Annotated in this window: 18 protein-coding genes; 16 read left to right on the top strand and 2 right to left on the bottom strand. The window is 72.0% G+C overall.

Features of this window, described 5'->3' with window-relative positions; genetic code table 11:
- Nucleotides 1-68 precede the first annotated feature (68 nt).
- From IT072_RS14195 to mfd, 9 genes are all read left to right on the top strand, one after another.
- Nucleotides 69-701, top strand: coding sequence for a fumarylacetoacetate hydrolase family protein (locus tag IT072_RS14195; RefSeq protein WP_223357508.1), 633 nt, complete (start codon nt 69-71; stop codon nt 699-701).
- On the top strand, nt 698-1468 hold the full coding sequence (locus tag IT072_RS14190; protein WP_223357507.1) for an SDR family oxidoreductase: 771 nt from the start codon (nt 698-700) through the stop codon (nt 1466-1468). The genes IT072_RS14195 and IT072_RS14190 overlap by 4 nt, the downstream gene beginning before the upstream one ends.
- On the top strand, nt 1465-2535 hold the full coding sequence (locus IT072_RS14185; protein ID WP_223357506.1) for an L-idonate 5-dehydrogenase: 1071 nt from the start codon (nt 1465-1467) through the stop codon (nt 2533-2535). Before IT072_RS14190 ends, IT072_RS14185 begins: the two co-directional genes overlap by 4 nt.
- 65 nt (nt 2536-2600) lie before the next feature.
- Nucleotides 2601-3101, top strand: coding sequence for a gluconokinase (locus IT072_RS14180; protein WP_327058914.1), 501 nt, complete (start codon nt 2601-2603; stop codon nt 3099-3101).
- Between the two features lie 178 nt (nt 3102-3279).
- The gene (locus IT072_RS14175) at nt 3280-3897 is read left to right on the top strand and encodes a 50S ribosomal protein L25/general stress protein Ctc (protein WP_223357505.1); all 618 of its coding nucleotides are present in this window, start codon (nt 3280-3282) and stop codon (nt 3895-3897) included.
- Nucleotides 3898-3906: 9 nt separating this feature from the next.
- Nucleotides 3907-4506 (top strand): aminoacyl-tRNA hydrolase, encoded by a 600-nt coding sequence (pth, locus tag IT072_RS14170; RefSeq protein ID WP_223357504.1) that lies wholly within the window; start codon nt 3907-3909, stop codon nt 4504-4506.
- Between the two features lie 162 nt (nt 4507-4668).
- Nucleotides 4669-5373, top strand: a complete 705-nt coding sequence (locus IT072_RS14165) for an alpha/beta fold hydrolase (protein WP_223357503.1) — start codon at nt 4669-4671, stop codon at nt 5371-5373.
- A 10-nt stretch (nt 5374-5383) separates the two neighbouring features.
- Nucleotides 5384-6106: a 4'-phosphopantetheinyl transferase family protein gene (locus tag IT072_RS14160; protein WP_223357502.1), complete on the top strand. Its 723-nt coding sequence runs from the start codon at nt 5384-5386 to the stop codon at nt 6104-6106.
- Nucleotides 6107-6116: 10 nt separating this feature from the next.
- Nucleotides 6117-9731, top strand: a complete 3615-nt coding sequence (gene mfd / locus IT072_RS14155) for a transcription-repair coupling factor (RefSeq protein ID WP_223357501.1) — start codon at nt 6117-6119, stop codon at nt 9729-9731.
- A gap of 358 nt (nt 9732-10089) precedes the next feature.
- Here the strand turns inward: mfd and nhaA are convergent, their stop codons facing one another.
- The gene (gene nhaA, locus IT072_RS14150; RefSeq protein WP_223357500.1) at nt 10090-11235 is read right to left on the bottom strand and encodes a Na+/H+ antiporter NhaA; all 1146 of its coding nucleotides are present in this window, start codon (nt 11233-11235) and stop codon (nt 10090-10092) included.
- 104 nt (nt 11236-11339) lie between these two features.
- Nucleotides 11340-11708: a VOC family protein gene (locus tag IT072_RS14145; protein WP_223357499.1), complete on the bottom strand. Its 369-nt coding sequence runs from the start codon at nt 11706-11708 to the stop codon at nt 11340-11342.
- A gap of 59 nt (nt 11709-11767) precedes the next feature.
- On the opposite strand from IT072_RS14145, the gene IT072_RS14140 reads away from it, so the two are divergent.
- From IT072_RS14140 to IT072_RS14110, 7 genes are all read left to right on the top strand, one after another.
- Nucleotides 11768-12430, top strand: coding sequence for a MazG family protein (locus IT072_RS14140; protein WP_223357498.1), 663 nt, complete (start codon nt 11768-11770; stop codon nt 12428-12430).
- A gap of 98 nt (nt 12431-12528) precedes the next feature.
- Nucleotides 12529-13584 carry an iron-siderophore ABC transporter substrate-binding protein gene (locus tag IT072_RS14135; protein ID WP_223357497.1) on the top strand — a complete coding sequence of 352 codons (1056 nt, stop codon included), beginning with the start codon at nt 12529-12531 and terminating at the stop codon, nt 13582-13584.
- 6 nt (nt 13585-13590) lie between these two features.
- Nucleotides 13591-14652, top strand: coding sequence for a FecCD family ABC transporter permease (locus tag IT072_RS14130; protein WP_223357496.1), 1062 nt, complete (start codon nt 13591-13593; stop codon nt 14650-14652).
- Complete coding sequence (locus tag IT072_RS14125; RefSeq protein ID WP_223357495.1) at nt 14649-15671, top strand: FecCD family ABC transporter permease; 1023 nt, start codon at nt 14649-14651, stop codon at nt 15669-15671. Before IT072_RS14130 ends, IT072_RS14125 begins: the two co-directional genes overlap by 4 nt.
- 1 nt (nt 15672) lies before the next feature.
- On the top strand, nt 15673-16473 hold the full coding sequence (locus IT072_RS14120; protein WP_223357494.1) for an ABC transporter ATP-binding protein: 801 nt from the start codon (nt 15673-15675) through the stop codon (nt 16471-16473).
- A 323-nt stretch (nt 16474-16796) separates the two neighbouring features.
- Nucleotides 16797-18089 carry a histidine--tRNA ligase gene (gene hisS, locus IT072_RS14115; protein WP_223357493.1) on the top strand — a complete coding sequence of 431 codons (1293 nt, stop codon included), beginning with the start codon at nt 16797-16799 and terminating at the stop codon, nt 18087-18089.
- Nucleotides 18086-18688, top strand: a complete 603-nt coding sequence (locus IT072_RS14110; RefSeq protein WP_223357492.1) for a DUF1349 domain-containing protein — start codon at nt 18086-18088, stop codon at nt 18686-18688. Before hisS ends, IT072_RS14110 begins: the two co-directional genes overlap by 4 nt.
- The last annotated feature ends 53 nt before the right edge of the window (nt 18689-18741 follow it).

The following is an 18741-nucleotide window of genomic DNA, read 5'->3' as shown; positions in this document are numbered from 1 at the left end:
CGAGTGGCACGTCATCGACGACCTGTTCGCCGACGCGCCGCGTCGCACCGGGGAGCGATTCGCCGCCGATGCGCCGCTCGCGGCACCTGTCGAACCGCGGATCGTGCTCGGGATGGCGCACAATTCCGGCCCCGCGGACGCGCTGCTCCCACCGCAGGCGTTCGCCAAATCGGCCCGCACCGTCGTCGGACCCGGGGAGCCGATCGGGCTCGACCCGGCGGTCGGCTCCGTGGTCGCGGAGGGAGAGCTCGCGGTCGTCGTCCCGCCGCCGCGCGCGTCACCTCCACGCGGACGAGGTGGCGGCGCACGTGCTCGGCTTCACGATCGGCAACGACGTGACAGCGGTCGAGCAGATCGCCCGCGACTCCCTGCTGACCCAGGCGAAGAACGGCGACGGCTTCACGCCCCTCGGCCCGTGGATCGAGACCGACCTGGATCCCGCCGGCCTCGGCATCCGCGCCGAGGCCGGCGACCGGGTCGCGACCGGTTCGGTGGACGGGCTCGCGCGAGGAGTCGTCGAGCTGCTGGTCCACCTGACCGGCGTGCTCGAACTCGGTCCCGGCGACGTCGTGCTGACGGGCTGCCCCGGAACGGGGGTGCCCGTCGCAGCCGGCGACACCGCACGCATCCACATCGACGGACTCGGCGAACTCGCGAACCCGGTCGTCGCGGCCGGGCGACACAGGAGAGGATCAGAATGACAGCCAACCCCTTCGATCTCACGGGACGCGTGGCACTCGTGACCGGATCGAGCCGCGGCATCGGCCGGGCGCTGGCCGACGGGCTCGCCGCCGCGGGGGCGACGATCGTGCTCAACGGACTCGACCCCGACCGCCTCGCGGTGACGAGGGACGCGCTCGCCTCCGAGTACGGCGACCGCATCCACGCCCTCCCGTTCGACATCACCGACGAGAGCGCGGTGGTGGCCGCGGTCGACCGCATCGAGGCTGAGGTCGGACCGGTGGAGATCCTGGTCAACAACGCGGGTGTCCAGCACCGGGAGCCGCTGCTCGACGTCAGCCGCGAGGACTGGGATCGGGTGCTCAGCACCGACCTGACGAGCGCCTTCCTCGTCGGCCGCACCGTCGCGCGCGGGATGGTCGGCCGCGGCCACGGCAAGATCGTCAACATCGCCTCGGTGCAGGCCGACCTCGCGCGCCCGACCATCGGTCCCTACACGGCGGCGAAGGGCGGTCTGCGCAACTTGACCCGTGCGATGACGGCGGAGTGGGCGGCCAGCGGGGTGCAGGCGAACGCGATCGCGCCCGGGTACATCCACACGGAGATGACTCAGAGCCTGGTCGACGACGCGGCGTTCAACGACTGGATCGTCGGTCGCACGCCGGCCGGCCGCTGGGGGCGCGTCGCCGACCTGGTCGGCCCGACCGTGTGGCTCTCGTCGGCCGCGTCCGACTACGTCAACGGCCAGGTCGTCTTCGTCGACGGCGGCATGACGGTGGTGGTGTGACCGTGGACACGACGCGGGCCGTCGTCGCCCACGGCGCAGGCGACCTGCGCGTCGACCACCTGCCGCTCGCCGATCCGGCCCCCGACGAGGCGATCGTCGCCGTCGCCTACGGCGGCGTCTGCGGTTCCGACCTGCACTACTGGACCCACGGCGCGGCGGGGGAGTCGGTCCTCCGCGCGCCGATGGTGCTCGGCCACGAGGTGGTGGGCATCGTGGCGGACGCCGCGGCGGACGGATCCGGCCCGGCCGCCGGGACGGCGGTCGCCGTGCACCCCGCGACGCCCCTCCCGGGTGACGGCTCGCGCTACCCGGAGGACCGCTCGAACCTGGCGCCCGGTGCGACCTATCTCGGCAGCGCGGCGCGCATCCCGCACACCGCGGGCGCCTTCGCCGACCGGGTCGTGCTGCCGACACGGATGCTCCGCGCGCTGCCGAGCGGGCTCCCGCTGCGGACCGCCGCGCTCGCCGAGCCGGCCGCCGTCGCGTGGCACGCCGTGCGCCGGGCGGGGGAGGTGCGCGGAGCGCGGGCGCTCGTGATCGGCAGCGGACCCATCGGTGCTCTCGCCGTCGCCGTGCTGCGTCGGGCCGGCGCCGCGGAGATCGTCGCCACCGACCTGCACGAGCTGCCCCGATCGATCGCGACCGCCGCGGGTGCGACACGCACCATCGACGCGCGCGACGCGGAGGCCGTGGCGGCCCTCGACGCCGACGTCGTGATCGAGTCGTCCGGCACCGTCCCCGGCCTCGCCGCGGCGATCGCGGGAGCGACCCGAGGCGGGCGTGTGGTGCTCGTCGGACTGCTCCCTCCCGGGGACCAGCCCGTCCCGATCGCCCGCGCGATCTCGCGCGAGCTGGAGCTCGTGGGGTCGTTCCGGTTCGTGGACGAGCTCGACGAGGTGATCGCGGCGCTCGCCGACGGTTCCCTCGACGTCTCCGCGGTCGTCACGCACGAGTTCCCTGCGGAGGAGGCGCTGCACGCGTTCGGGATCGCCCGCGACGCGTCCGTCTCGGGCAAGGTGCTCCTGCGGTTCGGCGCGGCGGACGATCCCGAGGGCGACGGCCGATGACGGCGGTGCAGGGCATCCCGCCGCGCGACGCCATACTGGAGGCATCGCGAACGGAAGGGGCGAGCGTGGGTCCGCTGGTGGTGGTCATGGGCGTCTCCGGCTCGGGCAAGAGCACGGTCGGCGCCCTCGTCGCCGCCGAGCTGGGCGTGGTCTTCGTGGACGGCGACGCGCTCCATCCCGCCGCCAACGTCGCCAAGATGGCCTCCGGCATCCCGCTGACGGACGCCGATCGCGAACCGTGGCTGGACGCGGTCGGCCGGACACTCGCGGACGCGGCCGCCGACGGACTCGTGCTCGCCTGCTCGGCGTTGAAGCGCGTCTACCGGGATCGCATCCGCTCCCACGCACCGGCGACGCTCTTCGCCGAGCTCGACGGGACCGAGGAGGAGCTGGCCGCCCGCATGGTGCGGCCCGGGCACTTCATGCCTCCCTCGCTCCTCGCGTCGCAGCTGGCGACCCTGCAACCGCTGCAGGAGGACGAGTCCGGGCTGCGGCTGCACGTCGACGAGACCCCGGAGGCGCTGGCCGCGACGATCGCGGAACGCGCCCGCGCGGATTTCCGGTAGACTCGGTCACTGAACTTCGGCGAGGGAGTCCAGCGGATCTCCGCAGGCCTCCGTGATCGACGCGGTGGAGCAGGCTACGCAGTCTTTCCTCGCGCACCTCGATGCGCTCGAGTCGACAATCCCACACTGCGAGCACCGCTCGCCCGATCCCCGGCCTCCGGCCGGCAAGGAGAACATCATGGCTGACGAGTCCAACAAGGTCGTCGCAGAGGTCCGCGACAGCTTCGGCAAGGGCGCCGCCCGCAAGATCCGCGCCGCGGGCAAGATCCCCGCGGTCATCTACGGCCACGGCACCGACCCCCAGCACGTCACCCTCCCGGCCCACCAGGTCGGCCTGCTGCTCCGCAAGGCGAACGCGGTCCTCGACCTCGACATCGCCGGCGCGAGCCAGCTCGTCCTCGTCAAGGACGTGCAGAAGGACCCGGTGCTCCAGATCATCGAGCACCTCGACCTCATCGTCGTGCGCCGCGGCGAGAAGGTCCAGGTCGAGGTCCCCGTGCACGTCGAGGGCGAGCCGTTCTCCGGCACCATCGCGGTGCTGGACATCCCGACCATCAAGCTCGAGGTCGAGGCGACCCACATCCCCGAGCGCATCGTCATCGACGTGACCGACGCCGAGGAGGGCACCCAGTACCACGCGAAGGACTTCGCGCTGCCGACCGGCGCCGTGCTCGCCGAGGACGAGGACCTCCTCATCCTGAACATCGTCGTCCCGGCCGCCGCGCGCGCCGAGGACGAGGAGGGGGCCGCCGAGGCCGCCGCGGAGACCGAGGCCTCCGCAGAGGCCGCGGAGTAATCCCTCCCGATGGAATCCTCCCGTCCGACGGACGGACCCTGGCTCGTAGTCGGGCTCGGCAACCCCGGGCCCGGCTACGCCGCCACCCGTCACAACGTGGGGCAGATGGTGCTCGACGAGCTCGCCTCGCGCGGCCGTCTCACCTTCAAGACCCACAAGACGAACGCGACCGTGGCAGAGGGGCGCCTGACGCCCGGCGGCCCGCGGTTCGTGCTCGCGAAGCCGAACACGTTCATGAACGTGTCCGGAGGGCCGGTCGCGCAGCTTCTGCGCTTCTACTCCCTCGACCCGTCGCGCCTGATCGTGGTGCATGACGAGCTCGATATCCCGTTCGACACCCTGCGCCTGAAGTCCGGCGGCGGTCACGGCGGACATAACGGCGTCCGCGACGTGATCGCCGCGACCGGCACCGGCGATTTCACCCGCGTGCGCGTCGGTGTCGGGCGTCCGCCCGGCTCCCAGGCCGCCGCGGACCACGTGCTCAAGGCGTTCAGCGCCGATGAGCGCAAGAACCTCCCGATCCTCGTCTCCGACGCCGCCGACGCCGTCGAGCAGATCGCGTCCGACGGCCTCACGGCCGCCCAGAACCGCTTCCACACCGCCCGCTGACGCACCGCGTTGAGCCGACATTCGTGCCGAATGTGCGGAAAACCTGACGCTTTCCCGACATTCGTGCCGAATGTGCAGGGCTACGCCGCGACGGACGCGAGCACAGGTCCCGCCCGGTGCCCGCACAGTCGTCGCACAGCGCGCCGTCGTACCGTGTCGGCCATGGAGCTGTTCACACGCGAGTGGGGCCGGGGCGATCGTTACGCGATCCTGGTCCACGGTGTGATGTCGGATTCCCGCACCTGGCGCCGCGTCGGCCCCGTGCTCGCCGACCGCGGCTACCACGTCGTCGCCGTCGACCTGCGGGGGCACGGTCACAGTCCGCGCACCGAGGAGTACTCGGCCGAGCTGATGGCGCAGGACATCGTCGACACCGTGCCCGCCGAGCCGGAGCTCGTGATGGGCCATTCGCTGGGCGGGCTGACGGTGAGCCTGGCCGTCGAGCGGCTCCGCCCCGAGCGCGTCGTCTACGTGGACCCGGCGTTCTCGTGCCCGGTGGCCAATCGGCTCCAGCTGCTCCTCGCGCCGGCGTTCCTCAAGACGCTCGCACGCCAGTCCGCCGCGCGCATCGCCCGGCGCAACCCGCGCTGGGACCCGGCCGACGTCGCGATCGAGGTCGAGTCGTTCCGCGCCTTCGACCGTGCGGCGATCCCGACGGTGCTCGCTCCGAGTGTGATGCGCGCCCCGACGATCATGATGGTGCCGTCGCTCGTGATGCTCGCCGACAACTCCCGTCTGGTGAAGCCGGAGGCCGCCCAGCGTCTGCGCGACGCCGGTTTCGACGTGCGCGTGGTGCCGGGTTCCGGCCATGTGATCAACCGGGACGACCACGACGGCTTCATGCGCGCCCTCGACGGGTGGATCTGAGCACGGACCGATGCGGAACGCACCCCGGAGCGACGCCGTGATCCCGTCCGGCTCGGCCCTCGTCCTGGTGGCCTCGACCGCCCGCGTGCTCGAGGCGCTGCCGGACGAGCCGCTCGCAGCGGATGCGGCGGCCCGGCGCGACCGGTTGCGCCGGGCCGCGGACCGCGACGACTTCACCGCCGCCCGCCTGCTCGCGGCGGCGGCTCATCGCGCGCTGACGGGCGACTCGATCGCGGCCGAGGAGCTCGTGCAGCGGTGCGACAGCTGCGGTGGAGCCCACGGGCGCCCGCAGCCCACCACGGCCGGCCTCCACCTCTCCTGGTCGCACGCGAACGGAACCGTCGCGGCCGGAGCCGCACGGGGTCGGCTCGGCGTCGATGTGGAGGGCGGGACGCCGGCGAGCGACGGGATGCCCGACGCCGCCCTCTCGCCCGCCGAGCGACGCATCCTCGCCGTGAGCGCCGATCCCGGCGCCGCCTTCCTGCTGAGCTGGACGGCGAAGGAGGCTCTCGCGAAGGCGGGAGCGGCCCGGCTCGACGGATTCGCGGGTCTCATCGTGCTCGCGGACGACCGCCGACTCGCGGCAGGATACGGCCCGTTCGCTCTCGCTTCCCGCCGCGGGGAGGGATTCTGCGCGTCCGCGGCGACTCCCGGCCCCGTGCTCTGGCGGACGCTCGACGCCGACGGAGGTCTCGTGCCGTTCACCCATCGGGCTGTCGGGGGCGCCGCGTAGACTCTGGCGAGTGATACTCCAGGGCTTGATCACGGCGCTTCAGCGCGCCTCCACGTTCGCTGACGCGCTCACGTATGCTTCGCGCGACGCCGACTTCTCGCTCACGGAGGGGCTGCGTGCACCGCTGCTCGCCGGACTCATCCGACGCCGCGCGGAGCAGGATTCGTCCCAGGCCGTCCTGGTCGTCACGGCGACCGGCCGCGAGTCGGAGGCGGTCAGGGCCGCCCTGCCGTGCGTGCTCCCCGATGCCGAGATCGTCGAGTTCCCCGCCTGGGAGACGCTCCCGCACGAGCGGTTGAGCCCGAGCGCCGAGATCGTCGGCAAGCGGCTCACCGCCCTCCGGCGGCTCGTCGATTGGGGAGCGGGGGAGCGTCGCACGCCCTTCGTGCTCGTCGCGTCGGTGCGCGCGGCCCTGCAGCCCCTCGCCGACAACCTCACCGACTACGCCACCGTCGACCTGACGGCCGGCGGTCGCGGGTTCGACCTCGCCGGCCTCGCCGCGCAGCTGGTCGACCTCGCCTACGCGCGGGTCGACATGGTGACCCGGCGCGGCGAGTTCGCCGTGCGCGGCGGCATCCTCGATGTCTTCCCGCCCACCGCCAACCACCCGTACCGGGTCGACTTCTTCGGCGACGAGGTGGAGCAGATCCGCGCCTTCTCGGTGGCCGACCAGCGGTCGCTGCCCGAGCCCATCCCGTCGGTGGCCCTGCCGCCGAGCCGCGAGCTGCTGCTCAGCGAGTCGGTGCGCCAGCGGGCGCGAGAGATGGAGCACGAGTTCCCCAGCCTCTCCGGCATGCTCGCCAAGATCGGCGAGGGCATCCCGGTGGAGGGCATGGAGTCGCTGGCCCCGGCGCTGGTCGACCGCCTGGTGCCGCTCACGCACTACCTGCCCGACGGGGCCGCCGTCGCCGTCTTCTCGCCGGAGCGCGTCGCCTCCCGCGCCGTCAGCCTCGCCGAGACGAACCGTGAGTTCCTGTCGGCCGCGTGGAGTGCAGCCACGGTGGGCGCCGCAGCGCCGATCGACCTCGCCGCCGGTGACTTCCTCACGCTCCAGACCCTCCACGACTCGGTGAAGTTCAGCCGGCCGGGAGCTCCCGCACCCGACCATCCGTGGTGGACCATGAGCGGCTTCCAGACGGATGACGTGCTGCCGGAGCACCGCGAACTCGAGGAGCACCTCCAGGTCCGCATCGCCGCCGACGCCGTGCCCAGCTTCCAGGGCAACGTCTCGGGCGCGGTCGGCCACGTCGCGGCGCGGCTGCGCGAGGGCTGGCGGGTCGCCGTCGTCGCCGAGGGCAACGGCCTCGTCGAGCGCGCCGCGCAGGTGCTGGGCGAAGCCGAGCTGCCCGCGCGCCCGGTCGACCAGTTCCCCGTCGATGCGGAGCCCGGCGTCGCCTACCTGCTCAAGGCCAACGTGGAGCACGGCTTCGAGGTGCCCGAGATCAAGCTCGCCGTCGTGGGCGAGAGCGAGTTCTACGGCCGCACGATCGGCTACGACTCGCGGCAGGTCAAGAAGCTCGCCGCGCGCCGCAAGAACGTCGTCGACCCGATGCAGCTGAAGCCCGGCGACTTCGTCGTGCACGAGACGCACGGCATCGGCAAGTTCGTCGAGCTGACCCAGCGCGAGGTCTCCAGCGGCGGCCGCAACGCGGTCAAATCCAAGCGCGAGTACCTGGTGCTCGAGTACGCCCCGTCCAAGCGCGGCTACCCCGGCGACAAGCTCTACGTGCCGACCGACCAGCTCGACCTCCTCAGCCGCTACGTCGGCGGCGAGGCCCCGCAGCTCAGCAAGATGGGCGGCAGCGACTGGGCGGCCGCGAAGGGCCGCGCCCGCAAGGCCGTGCGCGACATCGCGGTGGAGCTCGTCAAGCTCTACTCCGCCCGCATGGCCTCCAAGGGCCACGCGTTCGGGCCGGACACGCCCTGGCAGCACGAGCTGGAGGAGGCGTTCCCGTTCGCCGAGACGCACGACCAGTTGCAGACCATCGACGAGGTGAAGGCCGACATGGAGCGGCCCATCCCGATGGACCGACTCATCTCGGGCGACGTCGGCTTCGGCAAGACCGAGATCGCCGTGCGTGCGGCGTTCAAGGCCATCCAGGACGGCAAGCAGGTCGCCATGCTCGTCCCGACCACGCTGCTGGTGAAGCAGCACGCGGAGACGTTCCTCGAGCGCTTCGCCGGCTTCCCGGTGCATCTGCGCCAGCTGAGCCGCTTCCAGACCGACAAGGAGGCTCGGGAGACCCTCGCCGGCTTGGCCGACGGCACCGTCGACATCGTCATCGGGACGCACCGCATCCTCGCCGACGGGGTCACCTTCAAAGACCTGGGCCTCGTCATCATCGACGAGGAGCAGCGCTTCGGCGTCGAGCACAAGGACCAGCTGAAGAAGCTGAAGACCAACGTCGACATCCTGGCGATGAGCGCGACGCCCATTCCTCGCACACTCGAGATGGCGGTGACCGGGATCCGCGAGATGTCGACGCTCGCGACGCCTCCCGAGGACCGCCACCCGATCCTGACCTTCGTCGGCCCGTACTCCGAGAAACAGGTCGCCGCGGCCATCCGGCGCGAGCTGCTGCGGGAGGGCCAGGTGTTCTTCGTGCACAACCGGGTCGGCTCGATCTCGGCCGCGGCGGCGAAGATCGCCGAACTCGTTCCGGAGGCGCGCATCGGCGTCGCCCACGGCAAGATGAACGAGCACGCGCTCGAGCAGGTCGTCGTCGACTTCTGGGAGCGCAAGTTCGACGTGCTGGTGTCGACGACCATCATCGAGACGGGGCTCGACATCGCGAACGCCAACACCATCATCATCGACCGCGCCGACAAGTACGGGCTCAGCCAGCTGCACCAGCTGCGCGGTCGTGTCGGCCGCGGGCGGGAGCGCGCGTACGCGTACTTCCTCTGGGACGAGAACAAGCCGCTCAGCGAGACCGCACACGACCGCCTCTCCACCATCGCCGCGAACAACGACCTCGGCAGCGGCATGCAGGTCGCGCTCAAGGACCTCGAGATCCGCGGAGCGGGCAACCTGCTCGGCGGTGAGCAGTCCGGCCACATCGCCGGTGTGGGCTTCGACCTCTACCTGCGCATGATCGGCGAGGCCGTGTCGACGTTCCGCGGCGAGGTCGCGGAGGGGCAGACCGAGTTGCGGCTGGAGCTGCCCGTCGACGCCCACATCCCCGAGGAGTACGTCGACAGCGAGCGCCTGCGTCTCGAGGCCTATCAGAAGCTGTCGGCCGCGAGCGCGCCGACGTCGAAGGACGGCCAGATCGATCTCGTCGTCGAGGAGCTCTCCGACCGCTACGGCGAGCCGCCCGTCCCGGTGCTCAATCTCGTCGCCGTCTCGCGCCTGCGCCGGCACGCGCAGAAGGCGGGCCTCGGCGAGGTCGTCGCCATGGGCTCCAACCTGCGACTCGCCCCCGCGTTGCTGCCGGACTCCCTGCAGGTGCGGCTGCAGCGCATGTACCCCGGGTCGAAGTACCACGCGGCCCCCAAGGTCGCGACCGTCCCTCTCCCGCGTGTCAACGGCGAGCCCCTCGACGACTCCGCCCTCATCGAGTGGGTCTCCACCCTCCTCGGCGCCCTCTTCCCCCTCCCCGAGCCCGCCCCCGAACCCGCCTGACCCGGTCCCGCCCCCCCGTACCCGCCCACCTACCCCACCCCACCCCACCCCACCCCACCCCACCCCACCTACCCCACCCCGGTAAATCCGGAGATGTACGCCGTCGCGCCACGTATCGCCGGAGTTGCGGCGAAATGAGCGGCGCGTCTCGGGAGAACTCCGGAGGAACGGTGCCACGCCCGTCCGGATCGCCGTACCTCCGGCGATTCGAGCCGCCGCGCCGATCTTTTCCCCGTGCGGACGGAGGAATCGGCCGGTTCCTGGAACATCTCCGGAATTACCGGGGTGGGGTGGGGTAGGTGCGGTAGGTGGGGTGGTGGGCGTCAGGGAGACGGGGCGCGGGATCAGGGGCGCGGGATCAGGGGTGCGGGTGGAGGCGGCGGTAGCGTCGGGCGAGCAGGGAGACCAACACGCCGGACACCACGATCGCCACCGCCGAACCAAGGAGAACGGCCAGTGTGCCTTCGGCCCGCACGGTTTCGTCGCCCGCGAACGCCAGCTCGTTCATGAGCAGCGACACGGTGAAGCCGATTCCGCCGAGCGCTCCCACGGCGACCAGGCCGAACAGCGGGATACGTGCGCGTTCCTCGGTGCTGCGGGTGAACGACCCCAGCCAGCCGCCGAGCGTGATGCCGACGAGCTTGCCGACGGGGAGGGCGACGAGGATGCCCCAGAACGCGGGCGAGAGCTCCGACGGCGCGACGGCGGGGATGACGACGAGCGCCGCCGAGAAGGCGAACAGCGGCAGGATGAGCCCGTTCGACCACGGTTCGAGCGCGTGGGCCGTGCGGCGCGCCGGGGTCCGCGCCATGACGAGCCCGAGGGCGACTCCGGCGATGGTGGCGTGCACGCCGGACTCGTGGACGAGCCACCACGCGAGCACCCCCACGAGCACCATGAGCACGCCGATCGGCCAGCGCAGCCTCCCGCGCAGCATGCGGCTCAGCAGCCCGAAGGCGACGACGGCGACGGCCGCCAGCGCCAGGTCGAGGAGGTCGGGGTCGGTCGTGAAGAAGACGGCGATGATCAGGATGGCGATGAGGTCGTCCAGCACCGCGAGCGCGAGCAGGAAGACCCGCAGCCGGTTGGGGAGCCCGCGTCCGAACACGGCGAGCACCCCGAGAGCGAAGGCGATGTCGGTCGCGGTCGGGATGGGCCAGCCGGCCCCTTGACCGGTGCCGGCCGTGATGGCCAGATAGACGAGCGCCGGCACCGCGACGCCGGCCACGGCGGCGATCGCCGGATGGATGGCCTTGGCGAACGAGTTGAGCTCACCCGCGACGAGCTCGTGCTTCAGCTCGATGGCGACGATGAAGAAGAAGACCGCGAGCAGTCCGTCGCTGATCCAGTGCCCCACGCTCATCGAGGCGATGCCGAGGTCGAGTTCGGCGTGCTGCACGTCGAGCAGGGCGGGCCCGGCGACGGTGTTCGCCAGCAGCAGGCCGAGCGCCGCGGCGCCGAGGAGGAGGCCGGCGGCAGTGCGTTCGGAACGGATGATGCTCATCGGGAGTGCAGCCCTTCTCGCACCGTGTGCGGGTGGGGTCGATCACGGGAGCGACGCGCACGCGTCACCCGCCGACCAGACTTCCCGGCACACCAGGTGGGAGTCTACCCGAGGGGCGACACCAGGCAGAGGAGGTGGCCGTCGCGGTCCCGGAGCACGGCCTGCCGCTCCCGCCACGGCTGATCGGCCGGTGCGTCCACGAGCACGGCGCCGGCGGCGACGGCGGCCGTGGTCGCCGCATCGACATCCGGGACGCCGAAGCTGATCGCGACGCCCGCGTCGCCGGGTGTCGGGGTGCGGCGGTGCAGCAGCACCTGAGTCTCGGCGCCCGTCCGGTCGCCCGGGTCCGTCGTCAGCATCGCGACGTCGTCGGCCGTGTACAACTCGGCGAGCCCGAGGACGTCGCGGTACAGCGCGAGGGAGGCCGCGAGATCGTCGACGGACACGGTGACGCGGGCGATGCGACTGGCCATGCGGCCAGAGTAGCGGGCGACGGCGGTGAGAGGATGGAGCCGTCCTGAGGAGGAGCACGATGACCGACCCGGCCCCCAGCAAACTCGATGAGCTCGTCGCGGTGACGGCGCGACTCCGGGCGCCCGGCGGCTGCCCGTGGGACGCCGACCAAACGCACGAGTCCCTCGTGCAGTACCTCGTCGAGGAGACGTACGAGCTGGTGGAGGCGATCGAGAGCGGCACCCGCGACGACTTGCTCGAGGAGCTCGGCGACGTGCTCTACCAGGTGTTGTTCCACGCGGACATCGCGGCGCACACGCCGGGGGAGGACTTCGACATCCAGGATGTCGCTGCACAGATGACCGCGAAGATGATCGGTCGGCACCCGCATGTCTTCGGGGGAGGCCGCACGGCCGAGACCGCGGACGATGTCGTCGGCTTCTGGGACGACCTGAAGAAGCAGGAGAAGCCGGGCCGGACGAGCGTGCTGGACGGCATCCCGCAGGCGATGCCGTCGCTGGCGCTGGCGGACAAACTGCTGGGCCGCGCGCAGAAGGTCGGACTCCTCGATCTGGCCGAGGGCGGAGGAGTCGCGGTGGAGAACGAGGACGAGCTGGGCGCGCTGCTGCTGGCGATCGTCGCGTCGGCGAAGTCGCAGGGCCTGGATGCGGAGCGGGCGCTGCGCTCCACGCTGCGGGACCTCCAGGGAGAGATCCGGGAACACGAGGCGGACGGAGTCTGAGCGTCTTCCTGGGAGTTGTGCAGGGTCGCCTTGCTTAGGTTAGGCTCCCCTAATGTGTCGATCGACACGTCACCCGCCCTTCCCGAACCAGGAGAGCCATGCTCGAAACCGCACGCCGCGGCCGTCGCCGGTCGCGTCTCGCCCTGATCGCCTCGGCGGTCGTCGCCTCGGCCGCACTCGTCCTCACCGGCTGCAGCGCCGGCGGAGCCGGAGCCGAGAGCACCTCCAGCAGTGACACGGGTGCGTTCCCGGTCACGATCGACAGTGCGCTGGGAAAGACGACGATCGACTCCAAGCCCAAGCGCGTCGCGACCTGGGGCTGGGGCGCGCAGGACATCGTGCTCGCGCTCGGCATCGTGCCCGTCGCCATGCCGGCGTTCACCTACGGTGGCGACAAGGACGGCGTGCTGCCCTGGGACGCCGACACGATCAAGAAGCTCAAGGGCGCGACCCCGCAGATCATCTCCTCCGACACGGGGGAGGTGCCGTTCGAGGCGTTCGTGAAGGCGAAGCCCGACGTCATCCTCGCGCCATACTCCGGCCTCACGCAGGCGGAGTTCGACACCCTCAGCAAGATCGCTCCCGTCGTCGCCTACCCGGACAAGCCGTGGGCGACCAGCTGGCAGGACCAGACGGCCATCGTCGGCAAGGCGCTCGGCCTGTCGGGCGAGGCGGATGCGCTGCTCACGAAGACCAAGGACGACATCGCGACCCTCGCCGCGAAGTACCCTGTGCTGAAGGACAAGACGTTCTTCTACGCCGCGGCCAACCAGCCGGGCGTGCTGAACGTCTACCGGGCCGAAGATCCGCGCGTGCAGCTGCTGAACGATCTGGGGCTCAAGAACTCGGCGAGCATCGCCGAGCTCGACACGAGCAAGGATGACGGCAGTTTCTACTTCCAGCTCAGCTACGAGAACCTCTCGAAGATCGACACGGACCTGCTGGTGATGTACTTCGACAAGCAGTCCTCCGTGGATGCGTTCACGGCCGACCCGCTCGTCGCCGCGATGCCCGCCATCAAGGAGGGCCGCTTCGCGCCGATCGTCGGCGAGTCGTTCGTCGCGGCCACGAGTGCGCCCAGTGTGCTCGCCATCCCGTGGATGCTCGACAAGTACGTGCCGCAGCTGGCGGCCGCCGCCGAGAAGGTCAAGTAGCCGTCGATGCCCGCGAGCGTCATCGCTCCCAGCGTCGGCCGTGCCGAGGGGATCTCCTCGCACGGCCGGCGCCGTCGGCGTCTGCTCGTGGGCTTCGTCGTCGCCGTGGTCGCGCTCGTGGCGGTGAGCGTGCTCAGCCTCATGGTGGGCGCACGCACGATCGCCCCCGCCGACGTCCTCGACGCGCTCTTCCACTACCGGCCGGGTGACCCGGAGCACCTCGTGGTGGTCGGGAGCCGGCTGCCGCGCACCCTGCTCGGGCTGGCGGCGGGGCTTGCCCTCGGCCTCTCGGGAACGGTGATGCAGGGCCTCTCGCGCAACCCGCTCGCCGACCCGGGCATCCTGGGCGTCAACTTCGGGGCATCCTTGGCGGTCGTCGTCGCGATCGCCTACCTCGGGGTCACGAGCGTCTCCGGGTACGTGTGGTTCGCCTTCGCGGGGGCGGCGCTCGCTTCCGCCCTCGTCTACGCGGTCTCGTCGGCGGGACGCGAGGGCGCCACCCCGATCAAGCTCGCGATCGCGGGCGCCGCGGTCTCCGCCGCCCTCGGCTCGCTCATCACGGCCGTCCTCCTGACCAGCCGGGTCTCCCTCGACGCGATGCGGTTCTGGCAGGTCGGCGCGCTCGCCGGCCGCACCGTCGACGTGCTCTGGCAGGTGCTGCCCACCCTCCTCCTCGGCGCCGTGATCGCGCTCGCGCTCGGGCGCGTGCTCAACGGTCTCGCGCTCGGGGACGACGTCGCCCGTGGTCTCGGCCAGCGTGTCGGCGTCGCGCGGGCGGTCAGCGCGGTCGCGATCGTCCTGCTCTGCGGCTCCGCCACCGCCGCCGTCGGCCCGATCGCCTTCGTCGGCCTCGTGGTGCCGCACATCGCCCGCTGGGCGGTCGGCGGCGACTACCGCTGGATCCTCGCCTTCTCGGCCGTGGTCGCGCCGACCCTGCTGCTGGCCTGCGACGTGATCGGACGCGTCGTCGCCATGCCCGGCGAACTGCAGGTCGGCGTCGTCATGGCGTTCGTCGGAGCGCCCCTCTTCATCGCCCTCGTGCGGCGCCGCAAGCTGGTCAGCCTGTGAGCGCCGTCACCGTCGACCGTCGCCGCCGCGCCGGTCGCGCCACCCGCGTCGCCGTCGTGCTCGCCGCGCTGCTCGTCGTCGTGGGCGCCGTCTCGCTCACGCTGGGGGATGCGGGGGTCGCCCCCGAGGACGTGCTCGCGGCCCTGGTGGGTCGCGCCGATCGCCTGACCTCGTTCGTGATCCTGGAGCTCCGCCTCCCGCGCCTGCTGGCGGCCGCCCTCGTCGGGGCGTGTCTCGGCGTGTCCGGCGCGCTCATCCAGTCGGTCGCGCGCAACCCGCTCGCCAGCCCGGACATCATCGGCGTCACCGCGAGCGCGAGCGCCGTCGGCTCGGTCGCGCTGGTCTGGTTCGGTCTCACCGGACTCGCGCTCTCCGGAGCGGTGCTGGTCGGAACGCTGCTCGCCGCGGTGCTCATCTATGCCCTCGCGTGGCGCCGCGGCGTGAGCGGCTACCGCTTCGTGCTCGTCGGGATCGGGTTCGCCGCCATCGCATCCGGCGTCGTGTCGTACGTGCTGACGAAGGCCGACATCTCCGACGTGCAGAGCGCGCTCGTCTGGATCACCGGGAGCCTGAACACCGTCGACGGGGTCTCCCTGGCCGTGCTCGCCGTGGGCGCCGCGGTGCTGCTCCCGTGCGCGCTGCTGCTCGGCCGGCCGCTCGCGGCACTGGGCCTGGGCGACGACACGGCGGCCGGGATCGGCGTGCGCGCCGAGCGCACCCGGCTCCTCGTCGTGGCCGTGGCGGTCGCGCTCGCCGCCGTCGCCGTCTCGGTCGCCGGACCGATCAGCTTCGTCGCGTTCCTCGCCGCCCCGATCGCACGCCGCCTCGTCGGCCGCGGCTCGCTCGCCCTCGTGTCATCGGCGCTCGTCGGCGCCCTGGTGGTCGTCCTGTCGGACATCGCGGCGCAGTTCGCCGTGCCCGACGTGGTGTTCCCCGTGGGCGTCGTCACGGGCATCGTGGGCGCCCCGTATCTGCTCTGGCTCCTCACCAGGACCAACCGAATCGGCCGGGGAGGCTGACATGACCGCTGATCACGAGCTCGCCGCGCGCGACCTGACCCTCTCGTACGAGGGCCGGGTCGTCGTCGAGGGCCTCGACCTCACCGTCCCGCCCGGCCGCGTGACCGCGATCGTCGGGCCGAACGCGTGCGGCAAATCGACCCTCCTGCGCGGCCTCTCGCGTCTGCTCGCCCCCGCTTCCGGTGCCGTACTGCTCGACGGTGCGGACATCCACTCGCTGCCGACCAAGCAGGTGGCGACGCGCCTCGGCCTGCTGCCGCAGCCACCCGTCGCACCCGACGGGATCACCGTCGCCGATCTCGTCTCCCGGGGTCGCTACCCGCACCAGGGCTGGTTCCGCCGCTGGACGGCGGAGGACGACGCCGCGGTGACCGAGGCGATGACGGCCACGGGCATCGCCGAGCTCGCGGAGCGCAGCGTCGACGAGCTCTCGGGAGGCCAGCGCCAGCGCGTCTGGATCGCCATGGCCCTCGCGCAGCAGACCGACATCCTGCTGCTCGACGAGCCGACCACCTTCCTCGACATCAGCCACCAGATCGACGTGCTCGACCTCCTGCTCGACCTCAACGCCGCGCGCGGGGCGACCGTCGTGATGGTGCTGCACGACCTCAACCTCGCCGCACGCTACGCGGACCACCTGGTGGCCATGCGGGACGGCGCGATCGTCGCGGCCGGCGATCCGGGCGAGGTCGTCACCGCGGACCTCGTGCGCGACGTGTTCGGCGTCGAGTCGGTCATCGCGAGCGATCCGGTCACGGCGACGCCGCTCGTCGTCCCTCTGGGGCGGCACCACCGGGTCTGAGCCGGCGGCCCGCTCCGGGGCGACGCCGGCAGCGCGTCCAGCCCTGCGCCGGCTGCCACTCGGGTGAGGGCGCGCTGCGCCACTCCTGGCCTGGGTCTGCTCCGGCGTCCCGGGACGCGTTGCCGGCCCCGTCGTGTCTGGCAGCGAGCATCGCGACCGTGGTCGGACGGATGCGACTCATGCCAGGTCCATTCGGGACACCACCGAACCGCTCCGGTCGGGGAACGGCATCAGGGTGGCAACGCAGCGAGTCTACGTCCGCGGTGCGCGCGCGGCCATCCCCCCGGGAGGTGTCCCGCCCGCCGTCGTGGAAGAATCGTCGCATGGCCTCACCGATCACACCGCCCCGCGGCATGCGCGACTTCCTCCCCGCCGAGAAGGCACGCAGGGAGCACGCTCTGGGCGTGATCCGGCGCAGTTTCGCGGCTCACGGCTTCGACGAGATCGAGACGCCGGTCGTCGAGGACGCCGCCCGTCTCCACTCGGGCCTCGGCGGCGACAACGAGAAGCTCGCGTTCGGCGTGATGAAGCGCGGGCTGGACGCCGACGACCTGCGCGCGGCCCTCGAATCGGGCGACCCGCTCGCCCTGTGCGACCTCGGCCTGCGCTTCGACCTGACCGTCCCGCTCGCCCGCTTCTACGCCACGCACCGTGGCGAGTTGCCGCCGGTGTTCCGCTCCATCCAGATCGCGCCGGTGTGGCGTGCGGAGCGCCCGCAGAAGGGGCGCTACCGCCAGTTCGTGCAGTGCGACATCGACATCATCGGCGAGGGCTCGCAGCTGGCCGAGGTGGAGCTGATCACGGCGACCGCCGCGACGCTCGACGCGCTCGGGCTGACCGACTGCACGATCCGCATCAACGACCGCCGCATCCTGAACGGTCTGCTCGAGTACTGCGGTTTCGCCGAGTCGCGCTGGCCGCAGGTGCTGATCTCGGTCGACAAGCTCGACAAGATCGGTTCGGCGGGCGTGGTGTCCGAGCTCAGCGAGGAGGGCGCGGACGCCGCGGCGGTGCTCGGCGGCATCCTCGCCGATCTCGAGCCGCACCTGGCGGACGGGGGAGTGGAGCTCACCGTCGAGGCGATCACGGGCATCCTTCCCGCGGGCGTCGACACCGACGCGGTCGCGGCGCTGGAAGCGCTGGCCCACGCGCTCGACACGCTCCCGGACGGTGTCACGCTGCGCTTCGACCCGACCCTCGTCCGGGGCATGGGCTACTACACCGGCACGATCTTCGAGATCGCCCACCCGGGCTCCGGCAGCTCGGTCGGCGGGGGCGGCCGCTACGACGGGATGATCGGGCGCTTCCTCGGCACCGACGTGCCCGCGTGCGGGTTCTCCATCGGTTTCGAGCGGGTCGTCGATCTGATCGAGCTGCCCGATGACGAGGGGGCGGAGTCGCTCGTGCTCGTCTACGACCCGGCCGTGCCGCTCGACCGGCTGGTCGCCATCAAGTCGACGCTCGTGGCCGAGGGCCGACGGGTTCGACTCGATCGCCGCGCGAAGAACCTCAAGGGGGTGCTCGACCGCGCCGCCGCCTCCGGCTACCGGTCGTTCGCCTTCGTGAACCCGGACACCGCCGATGCCGGCGCGCTCGAGATCAAGGTGCTCGGATGACCGGGGGAGGCACCGCTCCCGCGCGCACGGTCGCCTGGAGCGAGGGGCGCTGGACCACCGCGCCGACGGCCGCCGTCGAGGAGGGGACCGCCCTCGTCGTCACCGCGAAGGAGTCGAGCGACGCCTGGCGCAGTACGGCCTACGGCTTCGTCCACGACACCGAGCACGCTCTCGTCGCGCCGCTGGAGCCGGGATCGGCCATGGAGGTCGCCTTCACCGGCGACTTCTCCGCCGAGTTCGATCAGGCCGGTGTCTTCGTGCGCGTCTCCGACGAGGAATGGACGAAGGCGGGCGTCGAGTTCGCGGACGGCGCCCTGCAGCTCGGAGCGGTCGTGACGCACCGCTTCTCGGACTGGTCGGTCGCTCCCGTTCCCGAGTGGTCGGGACGCCGCATCACCGTGCGGATCAGCCGGGCGGGCGACGCCCTCACGGTGCGCGCCCGCTCCGGCGAGGAGCCGTTCCGGCTCGTGCGCCTCGCCTATCTGGACCCGGACGCCGTGGTCGAGGCAGGGCCGATGGTGTGCGCGCCCAGCCGCGCGGACCTGGCGGTGCGCTTCGAGTCCTGGACTCTCGGGCCCGCGGACTCCGCCCTCCACTGACCCGGTCGCGACGGGACCGTCGACGCGCAGACGTCGGCGCTCCCGCCATTCAT

It is taken from the genome of Leifsonia sp. ZF2019 (assembly GCF_019924635.1).
Classification (GTDB): domain Bacteria; phylum Actinomycetota; class Actinomycetes; order Actinomycetales; family Microbacteriaceae; genus Leifsonia.
This window is presented reverse-complemented; position numbering and strand designations above follow the sequence as displayed.